The sequence below is a fragment of the Roseovarius sp. genome, from assembly GCF_030373445.1.
Taxonomy (GTDB): domain Bacteria; phylum Pseudomonadota; class Alphaproteobacteria; order Rhodobacterales; family Rhodobacteraceae; genus Roseovarius.
This window is the reverse complement of the sequence record NZ_JAUCYU010000004.1, coordinates 72023-91819: the sequence shown is the minus strand read 5'-3', so window position 1 is coordinate 91819 and position 19797 is coordinate 72023. Positions and strand designations below refer to the sequence as shown.

Here is a 19797-nt window from a genome sequence, read left to right as displayed (position 1 = left end):
CGGTTGACCGGGGGCCCGCTCAGGGCCCCCGTTTGACCTTTTGAAGGAGATCCGAGATGTCCAAACGCGACTATTACGAAGTACTTGGGCTCTCAAAGGGCGCGTCGGCAGACGAGATCAAGAAAGCCTACCGGAAGAAGGCCAAGGAACTTCACCCCGACCGAAACAAGGACAACCCCAACTCCGAGAAGGCATTCAAGGAGGCGGGCGAGGCCTATGACGTCCTGAAAGACCCCGAGAAGAAGGCGGCCTATGACCGCTTCGGCCACGCGGCCTTCGATGGCGGCATGGGCGGCGGCCCGCGCCCCGGCGGCATGGGCGGCGGCGCCGGCCAGGGCGATTTCGCCTCGGCCTTTTCCGACGTCTTCGACGACCTGTTCGGCGATTTCATGGGCGGCCAGCGCGGCGGCGGACGCCAGCGCGCCTCGCGCGGGTCCGACCTGCGCTACAATCTGCGCGTCACGCTCGAAGAGGCCTATGGCGGCCTGCAGAAGACCATCAACGTGCCCAGCTCCGTCACCTGTGACGCCTGCGACGGCACCGGGGCCGAAGGCGGCGCCGAGCCCACCACCTGCCCGACCTGCTCGGGCATGGGCAAGGTCCGCGCGCAACAGGGGTTCTTCACGGTCGAACGCACCTGCCCCACATGTTCGGGGCTGGGCCAGATCATCAAGAACCCGTGCAAGTCCTGTCACGGCCATGGCCGGGTGGAACGCGACCGTTCGCTCAGCGTGAACATCCCCGCGGGCGTCGAAACCGGCACCCGCATCCGCCTCGCCGGCGAAGGCGAGGCCGGGATGCGCGGCGGTCCGGCGGGCGACCTCTACATCTTCATCGAGGTGGCCCCGCACGAGCTGTTCCAGCGCGAGGACAAGAACCTGTTCTGCCGCGTGCCCGTCTCGGTCAGCACCGCCGCCCTTGGTGGCGATATCGAGGTGCCCACCATCGACGGCGGCCGCAGCCGGGTGAAGATCCCCGAAGGCTCGCAGACCGGGCGCCAGATGCGCCTGCGCAACAAGGGCATGCCCTCGCTCCGCGGCGGCGCCCATGGCGACATGTTCATCGAACTGGCGGTCGAAACCCCGGTCAACCTGACCTCGCGCCAGAAAGAGCTTCTGCGCGAATTCGCCGGTCTCAGCGAAGACAACAACCCCGAGAGCAAGAGCTTCTTCTCCTCGGTGAAAAGCTTCTGGGACTCGATGAAAAGCTGATCGCCCTACCCGGCGCGCCCCTTCGGCGCGCCGGTATGCGCTTCAGGCTCCCTTACACTCGTAAAACCCGCGATAGCCCACCGTCAGCCCCGCATCGAGGGTCATGACAAGGTCGGCCGCCGCTTGCGTGGCACCCTCCACGCGTGTCACCTGCAAATAGACGCCCTCGGCCGCAAACCCGGCCTCCGCATCGCCCTGCAGTTCAACGAGCCGCCCGTTCACCTTCATCACCGCCGCGCCGCTGCCATCGGTGGCAAGAACCGCCGGGCTGTCCAGCGTCCGCAGGAACCGGCAATCCGCCTCGCCATCCAGCACGCCGCCGATCTCGTCAACGCTCATCGCCTCGGCATCCAGCGTCTCGACCCGAACCTCCGACAGCGCCTCGTCAACGGTGGCCACCGGCGCCACCTCGCCGCCTGACCGCGCGGGAATGGGCGCGCTGCCCTCCTCGGGATGGGCGATCAGGTATTTCATCTCGGCAATCTCCTTGTTCTGCGCCGCGATGATGCTGTCGGCCAGCTTCCGCACCCGCGGGTCGGAAATGTTCGCCCGGCTCGAGGTCATGATGGCAATCGAATGGTGCGGAATCATCGCCCGCATGAAGCTCCGGTCCTCCACCGTCACCTGACTGCGCACGAGGTACAGCATCGCCGCGAACAAGATCACGCTGCCCGTGAAGATCGCGATATTCGCCTTCCGGTTCGTATACATCGCCAGCATGAAGGACAGCATGATCACCGCCATGGTCGCGCCCATCAGCACCGCCATGTAGGCCCGCGTCTCGCTGAAAAGCGCGTGCGGCCAAAGATAGGTGTTCAGGTACATCAGCCCGAACATCACCAATGTCGAGGTCCCGATCATCGCGAAAAAGCGCCAGTAGGACATGGAAAACCTCCTTTCGTATCGATCCTCCCTACACAATCAACGGGGTTACAGCGCTGGAAGGTTCCATGACGTCCTGCGGCTTGATTTTCCGAAGCCGGGTGCGTATCTCCCCCTCAGGCAAGGACGACCTCGCCCGATCCACCGATCTTTCCACGGGACGACCCGGCACTTTTCGGAGATTTCCCGTGCGTACCACCCTCGACCGTATCCGCCAGGCCCTCGCCTTCGAGATCCTCGGCATCCTCATCGTCACCCCGCTCTTCTCATGGCTGTTCGATCACGGCATGGCCGAGATCGGCGTGCTCGCCATCATCAGCGGTACGCTGGCGACACTGTGGAACTATCTCTTCAACCTCGGCTTCGACCATGCCCTCCTGCGCTGGCGCGGCACGGCCCGCAAAACCCTGCCCCTGCGCATCGCCCACGCCACCCTGTTCGAGCTGACCTTCATGGCGCTCCTCCTGCCGGTCGTGGCGTGGTGGCTCGGCATTTCGCTCCTCGCGGCCCTGCTGCTCGACCTCTCCTTCGCGGTCTTCTACCTCGGCTACACCTTCGTCTTCACGCTTGGCTACGACCGCCTCTACCCGCCCGAGGCGCCGCAGCGGGCTTAGAGGGTGGCGACGTAGGCGCGGTTTGGCCACTAGAGTTTCGATAGCTGGCTAGGCAAGTTCGCACCTGCCTAGCCTTATCTTTTGAGCGGTACTACCCGAGCCGCTTGCATTCCCGGCATTTCGGCTTTCCGCCGGTGCCGGAACGCAGATTTTCGCGCTCGATGTTGTTGCCCGTATTACAGTTGGTATCGTCGTGATACACATCTGATTTGATTGAGTGCCAAGGCGCTCTCTTTGCCATTTCGATGGCCTTTCTCCGGTCTCGCCGGATTGAGGAGATCGCCCTTGACAGCTTCAGCCTTTAAGATTCTACTGGCTGAGTCCACGCAGTCTTGAGCAACCTCGGTTGCGGTTGACTGAAGGTAAAGCGTTGCCGGGAGAGGTAAGAGAATCCCGGCAACGCGCCTTCAGGCACCGTATGATTCCGTGTAGTTGCCGTTGAGTCAACTATTTCTTGTGGATAAGTAAGCGCTGACCGCTATTTGAAGGGCCAGGTTCTTGATATAGTGGTTGCTTTCATCGTTCGCACAAGGGCTCCCACGGAATTCCGCTTAACCCTTCGCTAACCAAACTCCCGCATCGTGAGGGGCATGAGCAACCCTCGTGCCTTCTCCGACCTGTCCCTCCCGCTCTTCGACAGCGACGACTGCGCCGCGCCCGCCAGCGAGCGGAAGGCGAAACAACCCTCCTACCTCCGCGACCACCGCAAACGCCTGCGCGACAGGTTCCTCGCCGGCGGCCCCGCCGCCCTGCCCGATTACGAGATGCTGGAGCTTGTCCTCTTCCGCGCCATCCCCCGGCGCGACGTCAAACCCCTCGCCCGCGCCCTGCTCGACCGGTTCGGCGACTTCAACGGCGTCCTCTCCGCCCCGCCCGACCAGCTTGAGGCGCTCGACGGCGTGGGCGAGGCGGTGATCTGCGAGCTCAAGGTGATCGAGGCCGCGGCCCACCGCCTTTCGCAATCCCGCATCCGTCACAAACAGGTGCTTTCCTCGTGGGATGCGCTGCTCGACTATTGCCGCACTACCATGGCCCACCGTCCCACCGAACAGTTCCGCGTCTTCTACCTCGACCGCAAGAACATCCTCATCGCCGAGGAGGAACAGGCCGAGGGCACCGTCGATCACGTCCCCGTCTACCCCCGCGAAATCGTGAAGCGCGCGCTGCTGCTCAACGCCAGCGCCCTCATCCTTGTCCACAACCACCCCTCGGGCGACCCCACCCCGTCAGAGGCCGACATCGCCATGACCCGCCAGGTCACGCGCGCCGCCGACGCGCTGAACATCGTGCTGCACGACCATGTCATCATCGGCAAATCGCAGGAGCTCAGCTTCCGCGCCGAAGGCTACCTGTAAGCCCGCTCAGCGCACCCAGACCTCGACCCGCCGGTTCACCTGCCGGCCCCAGGCGCTGTCGTCGCAGGCCATCGGCATCGCCTCGCCAAACGCCTCCGTCTCCAGCCCGATCCGCGACAGGTTCGCCGTCTCCGCCGCCTCGACCACGGCATCGCGCACCGCGTCCGCCCGCCGCTGGGCAATCTTCAGGTTCGCGACCGCCGACCCGTCACTGTCGCTGAACCCCACGAAGACAAGCCGCCGCGCATCGTACAGCCCCACCTCCATCGCCCGCGCCAACTGCTGCACGTTCGACCGCGATTGCGCGTCCAGCCGCACCGACCCGGTCTCGAACCGGAAGGTTGTGGTCAGCCGGTCAAGCGGCGTCAGGAACGCCACCATCCGCTGGAGCTCCGCCAGCGACGTCTCCTCGCCCGCCCGCGCAATGGCATTGGCAAACCGGTCCCCCTGCTGGTGAATCGGTATCTCCTCCGGCGCCTGGTCGACGAACCCGGCCCGCCGCATCACGAGCTGCGCCGACGGGTCCCGCAAATAGCCCATGAACTCGCGCACCAGCTTGGGAAACCGCCGCGCCGGAAGGTACAGGAACATCGGCGAGGTCAGCGGGTAATCCTCGGTTTTCACCGCCTGCCGCCCGGCCCGCAGCACGAACCCGCACTCCCCCCGGATCGCCAGCTCCCACGCCGCGTCCGTCTCCGACCGGCTGGTCACCCCGATCGCGAACGGGTCGGCCGCCACGGCCTCGGCCAGCCCCGGCCCCGCCGGATGAAACGTCACCTCTTCAAGCAACGCCTTGAACGCCGGCTTCAGAAGCCGGTCCTCCGTCGCCTGCCCCAGCCCCGAACGCGGCCCGTGCACATGCACCGCGATCGGCGCGTTCGGCCCGCCCAGCGCCTCCCAATTGTCGATCTCGCCGGTCAGAACCCGCACCAGCTCCGGCACCGAGACCGATTGCACCGGGTTCGACGGCGCCACCACCGGCACCAGCGCGTCCAGCGCGATCACCCGGCTGCCGTTGCGCGACGACAGGTCGCCGATCCCGGCCTCCTGCCCGCGCGCCACCTCCTCGCGCCGCACCTCGCGCAGTGCCATCACGATATCGGCCTCGTCGGCCAACAGGTCGGCAAACCCCTCGTCGGTGTTGTTCAGCCGAAAGGTGAACTCACCCAGCACCCGGTTGTCCTGCGCCGGGTCGGTGATCCGGTAAATCGCCTCGTTGTCCGAGATGATCTCCCGACCCGCCTCGAAACTGTGGCGGATCGCGAACGCCTCCAGAAGCGCCGGCATCAACACCCGCCCCACCGTCGGCGCGCCGGAAAACGTCACCCGCGCCACGAAAGCCTCGAGATCGGGGCAGCCCGGCCCCTCGCACAGCACGCCCGAGCCGTCGACCGTCAATTCCCCATAAACCGTATCGACCCGGTAGAACTCGCCATCGAAACCCAGCAGGTTGCCGGAAATCTCGACATCGCCATCGCGCGAGATAAGCGTGACATCCTGCGCCAGCCCGTAACCGGCAAGCGTGCAAAGAAGAAGTGCGGCGAAACTCGCCGCACGTACAATCGCCATGAAATGACTCCCGGCCGCAGCGTTCTAGTTGCGGGCGATATTCAAGTCATCAAACAGGTTTTTCAACACCAGATAGTCGCCAACCGCGTCACATTCCGGCATCGCCAGCACCAGTTCCTTCGCGGCCATCCGGGCGTTGCCGGATTTCTGAAGGATCTGCGCCTCGATATCGGTGTTGCAGTTGTCCTCGGTCACCTCGGCTTCGAGGTTGATCATGATCACGCCTTCCTTCAGCGCGGTGCCCGACGGGAAGGTATAGATCTCTGCCATCATCGGGTTGAACGCGTCCGGGTCGCCCAGACGGGTGATGAACCCGCCTTCGCCCTTCGCCGCGCTGGCAAGGTCACGCGCGGCCCCGGCCCAGACATGGCCCGCACCCTCGTACCCCGCCTCGTATTCCAGCGCGTGAATCTGCAAGCCCTCCGGCCCGTTCCACTGCACCACGGCGCGATCGTAATATTCCAGCGTCCCGATGTCGGCATTGGCCACGGCACTTGCACCGCTGGTGAAGGTCGCGATGAAGATCGCCGCCTTGTTGAGCGCGGGCACGCTGATCTCGGCACGTCCTTCGTCATCGGTCGCATCCGCGAACATCATGCCGTTGTGGTGCAGGGTGAACCGCTCGTTGGCCAGGCACGGCGCGTTCAGCGTCAGCTTGACCATCGCGGCGGCCACAGGCTGTGCGTCGAAGGCGATGTCGCAGCCAAAACTCGGCGCCGGCTCTTCCTGCGGAAGCTCGGTGATCGGCTCGTCTTCCAGCGCGGCCAGCGTCACCGGGTTGTCCGGCAGCATCTCGGGCTGCGGCGCGGCCGAGGGCGGCACCGGGATGGCTGCAGTCAGCGCGATATCCTCGAGCTGAACTTCCTCGTCCCCGTCCACCGGCGCCCTCAGCGCCTCTTCCACCATCGGAACCACGTCCTGAATGGCGCTGACCGAGGCCACCTGGACGGAGCCGGGCGTCGAACGGTCCGGCGCCTGCATGTAATGCTGCATGAAGAAGCCCGTTCCCACGGCACAGAACAACGTCCCGAGGATCGTGATAATACGTCTGGCACTGATCATGGCATACTCCCGCACCGAAAAGATCAGCGGCAGGGATAGAAAGAGAAAAAGGCCGCCATGAGGCAGCCTTATGATTTGATTATGCTCAGGTTAGGGCGCCCGGGATTCAGACGAACTGGCCGTGGCAGTGCTTGAACTTCTTGCCCGAACCACAGGGGCAGGGCTGGTTCCGGCCCGGATTCCCCCATGTTTCCGGATTGGATTCGTCGAACCCTTCCGGCGACGACGTCTCCTGCACGATCTGGCCTTCCTTCTCGGTCTCGGCCTGCGCCGCCATCGCCGCGCGCTGCTGCTCGATATCGGCCAGCATCGACTGCTGCTCTTCCTCGGTCATCGGCCGGATCTGCGACAGTTTCTGCGTCACGTCCTGCCGCAGGCTGTCGAGCATCGTCTCGAACAGCTGGAACGCCTCGGTCTTGTACTCGTTCAGCGGGTCGCGCTGCGCATAGCCGCGGAAGCCCACAACGCTGCGAAGATGCTCCAGCGTCAGCAGGTGCTCGCGCCATTTCTGGTCGATCGTCTGAAGCAGGATCTGCTTTTCGATGCTGCGCATGTTCTCGGCACCGAAGGCGGCGGTTTTCTGCGCCATCATCTCGTCGGCGGCCTTCTCGACCCGCTCGGCGATATCCTCGTCGTCCACGCCTTCCTCGTCAGCCCATTCCACCACCGGAAGCTCGAGGTTCAGCTTCTCGCGCACCGCCGCGTCGAACCCTTCCATGTCCCACTGGTCGGCATAGGTCTTGGGCGGCATGTACTGGTCGACCAGCTCGTCGATCACCTCGCCGCGCATGTCCTGCACGATCTCGCTCAGGTCCGACGCCTTCATGATGTCGAGCCGCTGCTTGAAGATCACCTTCCGCTGCTCGTTCATCACGTCGTCGAATTTCAGCAGCTGCTTCCGGATGTCGAAGTTCCGCCCCTCGACCTTAGCCTGGGCCCGCTCCAGCGACTTGTTCACCCACGGGTGAATGATCGCCTCGCCTTCCTTCATGCCGAGGCCCGACAGCACCTTCTCCAGCCGCTCCGAACCGAAAATCCGCATCAGGTCATCGTCGAGGCTCAGGAAGAAGGCCGACCGCCCCGGGTCGCCCTGACGGCCCGACCGGCCACGCAGCTGGTTGTCGATCCGGCGGCTTTCATGCCGCTCGGTGGCCAGCACGAACAGCCCGCCCGACTCGATCACCGCCTGCTCGTCGGACTCGTGATCCGCCTCGATCCGCTGGCGGATCTCCTCGGGGTCCTTCTCGGGCTCGGCGGCAATCGCCTCCATCACCTTGAAGTCCACGTTGCCGCCCAGCTTGATGTCGGTGCCCCGCCCGGCCATGTTGGTGGCAATCGTCACGGCGCCCAGCCGGCCCGCATCGGCGACGATCTGCGCCTCCTTCTCGTGCTGGCGCGCGTTCAGGACGTTATGCTCGATCCCCGCCTTGGTCAGCAGCTGGCTCAGCATCTCCGACTTCTCGATCGACGTGGTCCCCACCAGCACCGGCTGCTTCTTCGCGTGGGCCTCGTTGATCGCCTCGATGATGGCGTTGTACTTCTCTTCCTGCGTCCGGTAGACGGCATCGTCCTGGTCGATCCGGGCAATCGGCAGGTTCGTCGGCACTTCCACCACGCCAAGCCCGTAGATCTGCGCGAATTCCTCCGCCTCGGTCGCCGCCGTGCCGGTCATGCCCGCCAGCTTGTCATACAGCCGGAAATAGTTCTGGAACGTCACCTGCGCCAGCGTCACGTTCTCGGGCTGGATGTCACAACCCTCCTTCGCCTCGATCGCCTGGTGCAGACCCTCCGACAAGCGCCGCCCCGGCATCATCCGCCCGGTGAACTCGTCGATGAGCACGACCTCCTTGCCGCGCACGATGTAATCCTTGTCCTTCTGGAACAGCTTGTGCGCCCGAAGCCCCTGGTTCACGTGGTGCACGATCGTCGTGCTCTCGGGGTCGTAAAGCGATTGCCCCTCTTCCAGAAGCCCGTTCTCCCGAAGCGTCGCCTCGAGAAACTCGTTCCCCTCGTCGGTGAAGGTCACGTTCCGGGTCTTCTCGTCCACCGTGTAGTGATCCTCCGACAGGGTCGGGATCAGCTTGTCGATGGTCACGTAAAGCTCGCTCCGGTCCTGCGCCGGGCCGGAAATGATCAGCGGCGTCCGCGCCTCGTCGATCAGGATGCTGTCCACCTCGTCGACGATGGCGAAATGATGCCCGCGCTGGCTCATCTCCTTGAGCGACGATTTCATGTTGTCGCGCAGGTAGTCGAAGCCAAGCTCGTTGTTGGTCGCATAGATCACGTCACAGGCATAGGCCTGCTTCTTCTCGCCATCCGGCTGCTGCGGGTAAACCACGCCCGTGGTCATGCCCAGCGCGCCATAGACCTTGCCCATCCACTCGGCATCCCGCTTGGCCAGGTAATCGTTGACGGTAACGATATGCACGCCCTTGCCGCTCAGCGCGTTCAGGTAGGCTGGAAAGGTCGCAACCAGCGTCTTGCCCTCGCCGGTCTTCATCTCGGAAATGTTACCCTGGTGAAGGAAGATGCCGCCCATCAACTGCACGTCGAACGCCCTGAGGCCCAGCGCCCGGCGGGCCGCCTCGCGGCAATTTGCAAAGGCTTCCGGCAGGATCGCGTCAAGGCTCTCGCCCCCGGCGACCCGCTCCTTGAGGTCCGCCGTCCGGTCGATCAGCCCCTGGTCGCTCAACGCCTCGAACTCGGGTTCCAGCGCGTTGATCTTCTCGACCAGCGGCCGTGTCGCCTTTACCTTCCGGTCGTTCGCCGTCCCGAAGATTTTCTTGGCGACAGTGTTGATACCCAGCATAGCGTGTCCGTTCCGGTGTTTCGCAAGTTCGTGAAAGGCAATTGCTTGCCCCTGCCTCTATGCGCCCCTAGAACGGGGCCAAGCGGGCGGTCCTGCCTTGATCATAAGGCGATGTAAGGGGCCGCCGAACGAGTGTCAACGTAACAGGGCGCCGCGCCCTGATCCCGACCAGAAAAGGACAGCCCATGCCCGCAACCCTTCGCCCGATCCTCGCCGCCGCCTTCGCCGCGGCGATGGTGACAAGCCCCTTTGCACAGGCACAGGAAACCGCCGATCCGAACGAGGTCGTGGCCACCGTCAACGGCACCGAGATCACCCTCGGCCACGTCATCGCCGTCCGCGCCGATCTGCCGCGGCAATATGATCAATTCCCGCCCGAACTGCTGTTCCAGGGCATCATCGACCAGCTCGTGCAACAGACCCTGCTGCAGCAATCCTTCGAGGGCGACCTGTCCCTTCAAAGCAAGATCCTGCTGGAGAACGAGGAACGCGCCGTCACCGCCGGAGAGGTCATCGCCCAGGTGATGGAAGGCGGCGTCGACGAAGCCGAGCTTCAGGCCGCCTATGAAGAGCAATACCCCGAGGAAGCCGGCGAAATGGAGTACCGCGCCTCGCACATCCTCGTCGAGACCGAGGAAGAAGCGCAGGCGCTCGTGACCGAACTCGAGGACGGCGGCGATTTCGCCGCGCTCGCCCGCGAGAACTCCACCGGTCCCTCCGCCTCCGCCGGCGGCGATCTGGGCTGGTTCGGCGAAGGCGACATGGTCGAACCCTTCTTCGAAGCCGTCGCCGCGCTCGAGACCGGCGGCGTATCCGACCCGGTCCAGACCCAGTTCGGCTGGCATGTCATCACCCTCGCCGAAACCCGTGAAAAGGAACGCCCCGCCTTCGACACGGTTCGCGACGAGCTCGAGAACCAGGTGCGCGAGCAAATGCTTGCCGCCCATGTCGAGAAACTGTCGGAGAACGCCAAGATCGACCGTCCCGACATCTCGAACATCAACCCCGAAGCCATCAACGACCCGAGCGTTCTGGAGAACTGAACATGGGCGCAACCCCTCCTCTTTCCCCGCTGGCCCCCGCGGCGTTCCCGTCGCTGCCCGAGATCGGCGGGGTCAGCTTTGCCACGGCAGAGGCCGGGGTGCGCTATGCCGGGCGAACCGACGTGATGCTGGCGCTGCTGGCGCCGGGCACGGCCATGGCCGGGGTCTTCACCCGGTCGGCCACCCGCTCGGCGGCGGTGCTCGACTGCCAGAAGAAGATCGCCTTCCAGTCCGAGGCGGGCGCGGCGATCATCGTGAATTCCGGCAACGCCAACGCCTTCACCGGCCGCAACGGCGAGGCGGCGGTCACCGCCGTCACCTCCGCCGTCGCCAACACCCTCGACGTGCCAGAGGCGCGGGTCTTTTCCTCCTCCACCGGCGTGATCGGCGAACCGCTGCCCCACGACCGCATCGCTGCCAAGCTTGACGAGCTGAAGGGCAATCTCGACCCCACCGGTATCGAGAACGCCGCCCGCGCCATCATGACCACCGATACCTTCCCCAAGGGCTCCGGTACGCAGGTCGAGATCGACGGCCAGCCGGTGCGCATCGCCGGCATCGCCAAGGGTTCCGGCATGATCGCCCCCGACATGGCGACGATGCTGGTCTACATCTTCACCGACGCCGCCATCGAACAGCCGATCCTGCAATCCATGGTATCGGCCCTGAACCAGACCACTTTCAACTGCATCACCGTCGATAGCGATACCTCCACCTCCGACACGCTGCTCGTCGCCGCCACCGGCGCCTCGGGCATCCGCGTGACGGAAAACAGCATCACCTTCATGGAAGGGCTGCGCCGGGTCATGCTCGACCTCGCCCACCAGGTCGTCCGCGACGGCGAAGGCGCCACCAAGTTCGTCTCGGTCTCCGTCACCGGCGCCTCCAGCGATGCCGACGCCCGCACGCACGGGCTCGCCATCGCCAACTCGCCGCTGGTGAAAACCGCCATCGCCGGCGAAGACCCGAACTGGGGCCGGATCGTCATGGCCGTCGGCAAGTCCGGCGCGCCCGCCGACCGCGACACGCTCAGCATCTGGTTCGGCGATATCCTCGTCGCCAAGGATGGCTGGGTGAACCCCGACTACTCGGAAGATGCGGCCGCCGCCTACATGAAGAACCCCGAGCTCGACATCCATGTCGACCTCGGCCTCGGCGGCGGGCGCGCCGTGGTCTGGACCTGCGACCTGACCCACGGCTACATCGACATCAACGCCGACTACCGCTCATGAAAACCATCTTAGTCTCGGCCGTCGCCCTCATCGACGTCGACGGCCGCGTCCTCCTCACCCAGCGCCCCGAGGGCAAATCCATGGCCGGCCTCTGGGAGTTTCCCGGCGGCAAGATCGAACCCGGCGAAACTCCCGAGGCCGCACTGATTCGCGAGCTGCACGAGGAACTGGGCATCGAAACCTGGCAAAGCTGCCTGGCGCCCCTCACCTTCGCCAGCCACGGCTACGAGGATTTCCATCTCCTCATGCCCCTCTTCGCCTGCCGCAAATGGGAGGGGACACCGCAGGGCCGCGAGGGCCAGACCCTCAAATGGGCCCGCGTGAACGAATTGCGCGACTACCCGATGCCTCCCGCCGATATTCCCTTGATCGCCATGCTTCGCGACTGGATCTGACCGCCAGGATCGGCAAATCCGCCGCGCCGTCGCCTGCCTGATTCGTTAAAAATTTCTATACCTTACGACCGGCCCCGGCCTCGCCTGTTAACCTTTTGGCAATGCCCGGTGGGTAGTTTTGGACACGCGATTCCCACGCCGTATGACATTTTTGCGAAAATTCCTTCTTTCGCTGAAATTTCATGCTACTTTTAAACAATCGCATCTTGGGGTAATTGAAATGCTCAGAACAATATCGATCGGCACTAGCGTTCTGATTCAAGGCCTGTTCGTCAAAGCTCTGCCCGATGGCCGGATCACGGTCCGCATCGGCGGCAAGACGTACAGCGGCCGTCCGGTGACCCGGGCCGCCTGACCAGAACGACCAAATTCAGACGCGAAGGGGCGGAATAACATCCCGCCCCTTTTCGATTCCGCTTCCCTCCGCCGGGATCAGTCGAGATTGCGCTCGACCTCTTCCCGCTCGAAGATCTCGATCACGTCGTTCGGCCGGATATCGTCGTAATTCTCGAACGCCATCCCGCATTCCTGGCCCGACTGCACTTCCGACACCTCGTCCTTGAAGCGCTTCAGCGTCTTCAGCGTGCCTTCGTGAATCACCACGTCATCCCGCAGCAGGCGCACCCCGGCAGACCGGCGCGCGATCCCCTCGGTGACAAGACAGCCGGCCACCTTGCCGACGCCCGACACCTTGAAGACTTCCTTGATCTGCGCATAGCCGATGAAGTTCTCGCGGATCTCGGCACCCAGCAGGCCGCTCGCGGCCGCCTTCACGTCATCCACCAAGTCGTAGATCACGCTGTAATAGCGGATTTCCACGCCCTTCTGGTTCGCAGAGTTCCGCGCCGGCGCATTGGCCCGCACGTTGAACCCGATCACCGGCGCGCCAGACGCCTCGGCCAGCCCGATATCCGATTCGGTGATGGCGCCGACACCCGCGTGAAGCACGCGCACGCGCACCTCCTCGTTGCCGATCTTCTCCATCGCCTGAACGATCGCCTCGGTCGAGCCCTGCACGTCGGCCTTCACCAGGATAGGCAGTTCCTTGACGTTCTCGTTCTCCTTGGCCTGCGCCAGAAGCTGTTCCAGCGTGGTCCCGGCCCCGGCAGCGGCGCGCTTCTCCTTCGCGGCCTTCTGGCGGTACTCGGCGATCTCGCGCGCCTGGCCTTCCGACTGAACCACGTTCAGAACGTCGCCCGCCTCGGGCGTGCCGTTCAGGCCCAGCACCTCGACCGGCACCGACGGCCCGGCTTCCTTGACCCGCTCGCCACGGTCGTTGATCAGCGCGCGCACCTTGCCGTACTGCTCGCCCACGACGAAGATATCGCCTTGGTGAAGCGTCCCGCGCTGCACGAGAACCGTCGCCACGGGGCCACGGCCCACGTCGAGCTGCGCCTCGATCACGGCGCCTTCGGCGGCCCGCTTCGGGTTCGCCTTCAATTCGAGGATCTCGGCCTGAAGCGCGATCGCCTCAAGCAGGTCATCCAGGCCCTGTTTCGAAACGGCCGACACTTCCACGTCCTGCACGTCGCCCGACATCGCCTCGACGATCACCTCGTGTTGCAGCAGCTCGGTGCGCACCTTGTCGGGGTTCGCTTCGGGCTTGTCGCACTTGTTGATCGCCACGATCATCGGAACGCCGGCGGCCTTGGCGTGGTTGATGGCTTCCACCGTCTGCGGCATTACCGAATCGTCGGCGGCCACAACCAGCACCACGATATCCGTCACCTGCGCACCACGGGCACGCATGGAGGTAAACGCGGCGTGGCCCGGCGTGTCGAGGAAGCTCAGGACAGAGCCGCTCTCGGTCGTCACCTGGTAGGCGCCGATATGCTGGGTAATGCCCCCGGCCTCGCCGGCAACCACCTTGGCATCGCGGATCGCGTCGAGAAGCGAGGTCTTGCCGTGGTCGACATGGCCCATCACGGTGATGACCGGCGGCCGCGGCAGCAGGTCCTCGTCCTTGTCCTTGACGCTGTCGATCACGTCTTCCACGTCCGAATCCGACACCCGCACGACGCGGTGGCCGAACTCCTCGATGATCAGCTCGGCGGTATCGGCATCGATCGTCTGGTTCTGCGTGACCATCATGCCGTTATTCATCAGCGCCTTGATCACGTCGCCGACGCGCTCGGCCATGCGGTTGGCCAGCTCCGACACCACGATGGCTTCGGGAAGCTGCACGTCGCGGACGACCTTTTCACGCTCCTGCGCGCCGCCCATGGCCTTCTGCCGGGCACGCTCCTGCTTCCGCTTCATCGCGGCCAGCGACTTCTGCCGCCCGCCTTCGCCGCCCGAAAGCGCCTGGTTCAGGGTCAGCTTGCCGGAACGGCGGCCATCGTCGCGGCCCTTGCCACGGCCCTTGCCGCCCTTCTGGTCACGGTCGGCCTTGGCATCGTCGCGGCGCGGCGGTGCGGCCTTCGCTGGCGCGCGCGACGGCTGCGACTCGTCCGGGGCGGGCTGCGCGGCGGCCTCGGCGGCCCGCTGCGCGGCATCCGCCTCTTCCTGGCGCTTGCGCTCTTCTTCCGCGGCCTTCGCCTTGGCCTTCTCCTCGGCCTCGCGCTGTTCGCGTTCCTTGGCCTCGGCCTCTTCGCGGCGGCGTTGCTTTTCTTCCTCGCGGGCCTTCTCCTCGGCCTCGCGCTGCTGGGCTTCCTCGACCTCGCGTTCCTTCGCGGCCTGCAACGCCTTCATGCGGCGCTCCATCTCCGCATCGGAAATCCCGGCGGGACGTTTGCTGCCATCGGCCGACGACTGCGAAGACCCGGGCGCAGACCGTCCGGGCGCGCCGCCGGGTTTCGCCGGCTTGACGACGCGCTTGCGCTTGGTTTCCACCACGACGTTCTTGGTGCGACCATGGCTGAAGCTCTGCTTCACGTTCCCCGACCGGGGACCGCCACGCACACCCAGAGTTTTCTTCCCGTCGTTGTCGCTCATCTGGTCTTTCTTCCTTTCCGATGGCTCTCGTCGCCACCCGAGCCGCGCAGGCCTTTCAGCCTTGCCGCTTCCTCTACAACACGTTGCGGCAAACCGCCATCCCCCAGTGCGGCATGGATAACGGTTTGTCGCCCGAAGGCCCGGCCCAGCTCGTCCGCCGTAAGCCAGCCTATGAAATCTCCGCCATATGGCGTGCTCAGCTTCGATTTCCCCCGCTCGGACCCGTCGCTGGCCTGGATCAGGACACTCGCCTCTTCCTTCTGAAGCCAGTCCTTGACCTTCTCGTATCCACACACGGCCCCACCGCCCTTGCGGGCAAGGCTGATCAGGTTCGTCACCCGAAGCGCCAGCTGCGCCTCGACGAAATCCGCCAGCCCCTCGGGCACCTGCACCGGCTGCTTGGCGGCGCGGGCGAAGAGGTTCTTCGCCGCGGCCTTCTCCAGCGCGGCCCGGTCGGCCGTGACCCAGATGCCCCGGCCCGGCAGCTTGCCCAGAAGGTCGGGCACGATCTGGTTATCGGGCCCGACGACGAACCGGATCATCCCCTCGGCCGGGCGCACCTCGCCCGTGGCAATGCACTTGCGATCTGGACCTTCGGTCCGGTCCTTGGGCTGCCCACCGCGACCCATGACACGCTACCGCGAGGCCTGAAGGATCAGGCCTCGCCCTCCTTTTCGACTTCCGCGCCCTCTTCGAGCCCTTCCTCGTCGTCCTCGTCGCCTTCCAGATCGGCGGGATCGACCCAGCCCAGCGAAATCCGGGCGGTCATTACCAGGTGTTGCGCTTCCTCGAGCGAGACATCGAAAGGTTCGAGAAGGCCGTCATCCTTGACGCGCTCGCCATCGACCGTCGTCCAGCCGCCGGCCAGTTCCCAGTCGGCACAGGTGGCGAAGTCTTCCAGCGTTTTCACGCCATCCTCGGCCAGTGCCCTCACCATCTGGGGTGTCAGCCCCTCGAAGTCAATAAGGCTGTCCTCGGCCCCAAGCTCGCGCGCCTTCTCCAGCGCCTCGCGCGCCTGCGCCTCCAGAACGTCGCGCGCCCGCGCCTGAAGCTCGTTGGCGGTGTCCTCGTCGACGCCGTCGATCACCAGCAGCTCGTCCAGCTCGACATAGGCCACCTCGTCGAGGTTGGTGAAGCCTTCCGAGACCAGAAGCTGGGCAAAGAACTCGTCGAGGTCCAGCGCTGTCATGAACAGGTTGGTCCGCTCCTCGAATTCCTTCTGGCGGCGCTCGCTGTCCTCGGCCTCGGTCATGATGTCGATATCCAGACCGGTCAGCTGGCTCGCCAGCCGCACGTTCTGACCCCGACGGCCGATGGCGAGGCTCAGCTGATCCTCGGGAACGACAACCTCGATCCGCTCGGCTTCCTCGTCGAGAACCACCTTGCTCACCTCGGCGGGCTGCAGCGCGTTCACAAGGAAGGTCGGCTGGTCCTCGTTCCACGGGATGATGTCGATCTTCTCGCCCTGAAGCTCGTTCACCACGGCCTGAACCCGGCTGCCGCGCATACCCACACAGGCGCCCACCGGGTCGATCGAGTTGTCGTAGGAAATCACCGCGATCTTCGCCCGGCTGCCCGGATCACGCGCCACGGCCTTGATGTCGATGATGCCGTCATAGATCTCCGGCACCTCCATCTTGAACAGCTCCGCCATGAATTCCGGCGCCGTCCGGCTCAGGAAAATCTGCGGGCCCCGCGCCTCGCGCCGCACATCCTTGATGTAGCAGCGGATGCGGTCACCATTACGATAGCTCTCGCGCCCGATCTTCTCGTTCCGGCGCAGGATCGCCTCGCCCCGGCCCACGTCGACGATGACGTTGCCGTATTCCTCGCGCTTGACCACACCGTTGATGATGGTGCCCGCACGATCCTTGAACTCGTCATACTGCCGGTCCCGCTCGGCCTCGCGCACCTTCTGCAGGATCACCTGCTTGGCGCTCTGCGCGGCGATCCGGCCCATGTCCACCGGCGGCACTTCCTCGACGAAGGTGTCGCCCACCTTCGGATCGTCCAGGTACTGCTTCGCCTGCTCGACGGTCATCTCGGCCTGGTAATTCTCCAGCTCTTCATCCTCGACCACCGTCCGCACGCGGGTGAACGTCGCCCGGCCCGTCTTGCGGTCGATGCTCACGCGGATATCCATCTCGGCGCCGTACCGGCTCTTCGCCGCCCGGGCGAGGCTTTCTTCCATCGCCTCGACCACCAGGCCGGGGTCGATCATCTTCTCCCGCGCCACGGCCTCGGCGGTTTGCAGCAGCTCAAGCTGGTTTGCAGAGGTAATTGCCATTCTTATGTCTCCTCCGACCCGTCGGTCTCGATATCGTCAAATTGTTCTTCGTTGAGCACGCCCGCATCCTTGCGCGCCTTAAGCATGTCGCGGATCAGCTCGTCGGTCAGCACCAGCTTGGCATCCGCCAGCCAGTCGAACTGCAGCCCCACCGTGCCCTCGTCGAGATTGATCAGCACCTCGCCGCCCTCGACACCGGCCAGCACGCCCTTGAACCGCTTGCGCCCCTCGATAAGCTCGTGCGTCTCGATCTTCGCCTCGTAGCCCTCGAACTCCTCGAAATCCTTCAGCCGCGTCAAAGGCCGGTCGATCCCGGGGCTCGACACTTCCAGCGTATAGGCATCGGTGATCGGGTCCTCGACGTCCAGCACGGCACTCACCGCGTTCGAGATATCGGCGCAATCATCCACCTCGATCCCGCCGTCGGGCTTCTCGGCCATGATCTGAAGCGTCGCGGACTTCCCCCCCATCAGCCGCACGCGCACGAGCTCGTACCCCATGTCCTCGATGACGGGGGTGATGATCTCGGCCATCCTGCGGTCGATGGCGGACTTGGCGATCAGGGTGTTGCTCATCGGTCCTTCAAACACAAAAAAACGGGCGCGCGGCCCGTCGTAGCTATCCGGTGGAGCCTCCGGTGTGGACCCGAAAGCGCCGCTGTTGATGGGGGATATACGCCCACCGGTGCGAGTCTGCAAGGGGTGTCTTTGCCCAAGTTCAACTCCCGAGACGCGCGGCACCGCCCATTTCGCTCGAAGCTAAGCGATGAGACGTGCGATCGCCAGGCCGCGGGGTGGCGATCCAACGTGGGTCGAGGGCACTTTATGCCTGCCAAGTCCGAACAACTTCGGCCCGTGGCGCTGCCCTCTCCCAATCGCCAGCCCATCGGGGCGGCCCCCTCTCGGCGATTGCCATGCAATCGCCTGCCGGGCAGCGGGCGATCGCGCGGCGGGCTGAAGCCCTCGATTCCGCGCGGCATTATACCTCAACCGACCTCACCTCCCGTTCCACCGCCGCAACCGCCAGCCGGATATCCTCCTCTGTCGTCCGGTGGTTGACGATCGCCGCCCGAAGGCACTCCCGACCGTTCAGCGTCGTCGTTGAAAACACCGCCTCCCCCGAAAGCTGCAACGCCGTGGCGACCGCCGAGGCCTCCCCGCGCCCCAGGTAGAAACAGCACACGTTCGCCTGCACCGGCTGCGCCAGCTCCAGCACCTCCGACGCCTCCACCAGCTCCGCCATCAGTGCTGCCTGCCGGCAATTGTCGCTGATCGTCGCCGAAAGCGCCCCGGTCCCCGCCGCCTTGATCGCGGCCCAGACCTTCAGCGCCCGGAATCCCCGGCTCAGTTCCAGACCGTAATCGGTGAACCACGTCTCGCCCCCGCCAAGGCCCGCCCCCTGCCCTTCGAGATAGGCGGGCCGGGTCGAGAACGTCCGCCGGTGCAGATCGCCATCGCGCATCAGCACCATGCCGCAATCATAGGGCACCCCGATCCACTTGTGAAAATCCGCCGCGATGCTGTCAGCCCGGTCGACGCCCCGCACAAGCTCGCGCCACGGATCCTCCGCCAGCACCGCCCAGAAACCGAAGGCGCCGTCGACGTGAAACCACAGCCCCTCGCGCCCGCACAGTCCGGCAATCGCATCCAGCCGGTCGAACGTCCCGGTATTGACCGACCCCGCCGTGCCCACCACCGCCATCGGCAGGATCCGCGCGGCACGATCCTCGGCAATCGCCGCCTCCAGCTCCTCCATATCCATGGCACCATCCGGCCCCTGCGGGATATGTCGCACGGCCCGGCTGCCATGCCCCATCACCTCCATCGCCTTCTCGATACAGGCATGCGCACCTTGAACGGAATAGACTCTAACTCGCCCCAATCCGGCGATTCCGTCCTTTCGCACAGCATCCCCGAACAGCTTCATCCGCGCCGCGCTCAGCGCTAGGATCGTTGCCTGGCTGGTGCCGGTGGTCAGAACCCCTGACGCCCCCTCCGGAAGCCCGGCCTGCCGCCGCGACCAGTCGATCACCGCCTGCTCCACCGCCATCGCCCCGTGATCCCGCCCGCCAAGGTTCGAATTCATCGCCGCCGCCACCATCTCGGCGGCCACGCCCACCGGCTGCCCGGTGCCATGCACCCAGCCAAAGAACCGCGGATGGGTGTTGCCCGTCGCATAGGGCATCACCTCGTCCCGCATCATCGCGAAAACCTCCGCCTCGCCCAGCCCCTGCTCATGGGTGCCCAGCGCGACGGTTTCGGCCATGTCATCAGGCTTCGGAACCCACGGCAGGTCGCGCGCCTGCTCCACCCGGTCGAGACAGACATCGGCCAGCTCGTGAAACGCGCGCCGGAACGCCTCCGGGTCAGCGGGGTCGATGCGGTATCCGGGCTTGGTCATGGGG

At 65.1% G+C, this 19797-nt stretch carries 16 protein-coding genes; 7 read left to right on the top strand and 9 right to left on the bottom strand.

Going from position 1 to position 19797, the window contains the following annotated elements:
• Positions 1 to 56: 56 nt before the first annotated feature.
• On the top strand, positions 57 to 1211 hold the full coding sequence (gene dnaJ / locus QUV18_RS08845; protein WP_300893393.1) for a molecular chaperone DnaJ: 1155 nt from the start codon (positions 57 to 59) through the stop codon (positions 1209 to 1211).
• 42 nt (positions 1212 to 1253) lie between these two features.
• Here dnaJ and QUV18_RS08840 read toward each other — a convergent pair whose 3' ends face one another.
• Positions 1254 to 2096 carry a DUF305 domain-containing protein gene (locus QUV18_RS08840; RefSeq protein WP_300893392.1) on the bottom strand — a complete coding sequence of 281 codons (843 nt, stop codon included), beginning with the start codon at positions 2094 to 2096 and terminating at the stop codon, positions 1254 to 1256.
• 185 nt (positions 2097 to 2281) lie between these two features.
• On the opposite strand from QUV18_RS08840, the gene QUV18_RS08835 reads away from it, so the two are divergent.
• Positions 2282 to 2707 carry a PACE efflux transporter gene (locus tag QUV18_RS08835; RefSeq protein ID WP_300893391.1) on the top strand — a complete coding sequence of 142 codons (426 nt, stop codon included), beginning with the start codon at positions 2282 to 2284 and terminating at the stop codon, positions 2705 to 2707.
• A 590-nt stretch (positions 2708 to 3297) separates the two neighbouring features.
• Positions 3298 to 4062 carry a DNA repair protein RadC gene (gene radC / locus QUV18_RS08830; protein ID WP_300893390.1) on the top strand — a complete coding sequence of 255 codons (765 nt, stop codon included), beginning with the start codon at positions 3298 to 3300 and terminating at the stop codon, positions 4060 to 4062.
• 6 nt (positions 4063 to 4068) lie between these two features.
• On the opposite strand, the gene QUV18_RS08825 is transcribed toward radC, so the two are convergent.
• The 3 genes from QUV18_RS08825 to secA all read right to left on the bottom strand — a co-directional run bounded on the left by QUV18_RS08825 (position 4069) and on the right by secA (position 9502).
• Positions 4069 to 5631, bottom strand: a complete 1563-nt coding sequence (locus QUV18_RS08825) for a phosphate ABC transporter substrate-binding/OmpA family protein (protein ID WP_300893389.1) — start codon at positions 5629 to 5631, stop codon at positions 4069 to 4071.
• Between the two features lie 24 nt (positions 5632 to 5655).
• A complete protein-coding gene (locus tag QUV18_RS08820) occupies positions 5656 to 6693 on the bottom strand; it encodes a hypothetical protein (RefSeq protein ID WP_300893388.1) in 1038 nt (345 codons plus the stop codon).
• Positions 6694 to 6799: 106 nt separating this feature from the next.
• The gene (gene secA / locus QUV18_RS08815) at positions 6800 to 9502 is read right to left on the bottom strand and encodes a preprotein translocase subunit SecA (protein ID WP_300893387.1); all 2703 of its coding nucleotides are present in this window, start codon (positions 9500 to 9502) and stop codon (positions 6800 to 6802) included.
• A gap of 185 nt (positions 9503 to 9687) precedes the next feature.
• Between secA and QUV18_RS08810 the strand changes: the two genes are divergently transcribed.
• From QUV18_RS08810 to QUV18_RS08795, 4 genes are all read left to right on the top strand, one after another.
• Positions 9688 to 10545 carry a peptidylprolyl isomerase gene (locus QUV18_RS08810; RefSeq protein WP_300893386.1) on the top strand — a complete coding sequence of 286 codons (858 nt, stop codon included), beginning with the start codon at positions 9688 to 9690 and terminating at the stop codon, positions 10543 to 10545.
• Positions 10546 to 10547: 2 nt separating this feature from the next.
• Entirely contained in the window at positions 10548 to 11777 is a 1230-nt protein-coding gene (gene argJ / locus QUV18_RS08805) for a bifunctional glutamate N-acetyltransferase/amino-acid acetyltransferase ArgJ (protein ID WP_300893385.1), read from the top strand.
• The gene (gene mutT / locus QUV18_RS08800; protein WP_300893384.1) at positions 11774 to 12172 is read left to right on the top strand and encodes an 8-oxo-dGTP diphosphatase MutT; all 399 of its coding nucleotides are present in this window, start codon (positions 11774 to 11776) and stop codon (positions 12170 to 12172) included. The genes argJ and mutT overlap by 4 nt, the downstream gene beginning before the upstream one ends.
• Before the next feature lie 142 nt (positions 12173 to 12314).
• Entirely contained in the window at positions 12315 to 12527 is a 213-nt protein-coding gene (locus QUV18_RS08795) for a hypothetical protein (RefSeq protein ID WP_300893806.1), read from the top strand.
• 77 nt (positions 12528 to 12604) lie between these two features.
• Here QUV18_RS08795 and infB read toward each other — a convergent pair whose 3' ends face one another.
• The 5 genes from infB to QUV18_RS08770 all read right to left on the bottom strand — a co-directional run bounded on the left by infB (position 12605) and on the right by QUV18_RS08770 (position 19793).
• Positions 12605 to 15106 carry a translation initiation factor IF-2 gene (infB, locus tag QUV18_RS08790; protein WP_300893382.1) on the bottom strand — a complete coding sequence of 834 codons (2502 nt, stop codon included), beginning with the start codon at positions 15104 to 15106 and terminating at the stop codon, positions 12605 to 12607.
• The gene (locus tag QUV18_RS08785; protein ID WP_300893380.1) at positions 15103 to 15735 is read right to left on the bottom strand and encodes an RNA-binding protein; all 633 of its coding nucleotides are present in this window, start codon (positions 15733 to 15735) and stop codon (positions 15103 to 15105) included. Before QUV18_RS08785 ends, infB begins: the two co-directional genes overlap by 4 nt.
• Before the next feature lie 26 nt (positions 15736 to 15761).
• A complete protein-coding gene (gene nusA, locus QUV18_RS08780; RefSeq protein ID WP_300893378.1) occupies positions 15762 to 17393 on the bottom strand; it encodes a transcription termination factor NusA in 1632 nt (543 codons plus the stop codon).
• Between the two features lie 2 nt (positions 17394 to 17395).
• A complete protein-coding gene (rimP, locus tag QUV18_RS08775; protein ID WP_300893377.1) occupies positions 17396 to 17968 on the bottom strand; it encodes a ribosome maturation factor RimP in 573 nt (190 codons plus the stop codon).
• A 403-nt stretch (positions 17969 to 18371) separates the two neighbouring features.
• The gene (locus QUV18_RS08770; RefSeq protein ID WP_300893375.1) at positions 18372 to 19793 is read right to left on the bottom strand and encodes a pyridoxal-dependent decarboxylase; all 1422 of its coding nucleotides are present in this window, start codon (positions 19791 to 19793) and stop codon (positions 18372 to 18374) included.
• Positions 19794 to 19797: the final 4 nt, after the last annotated feature.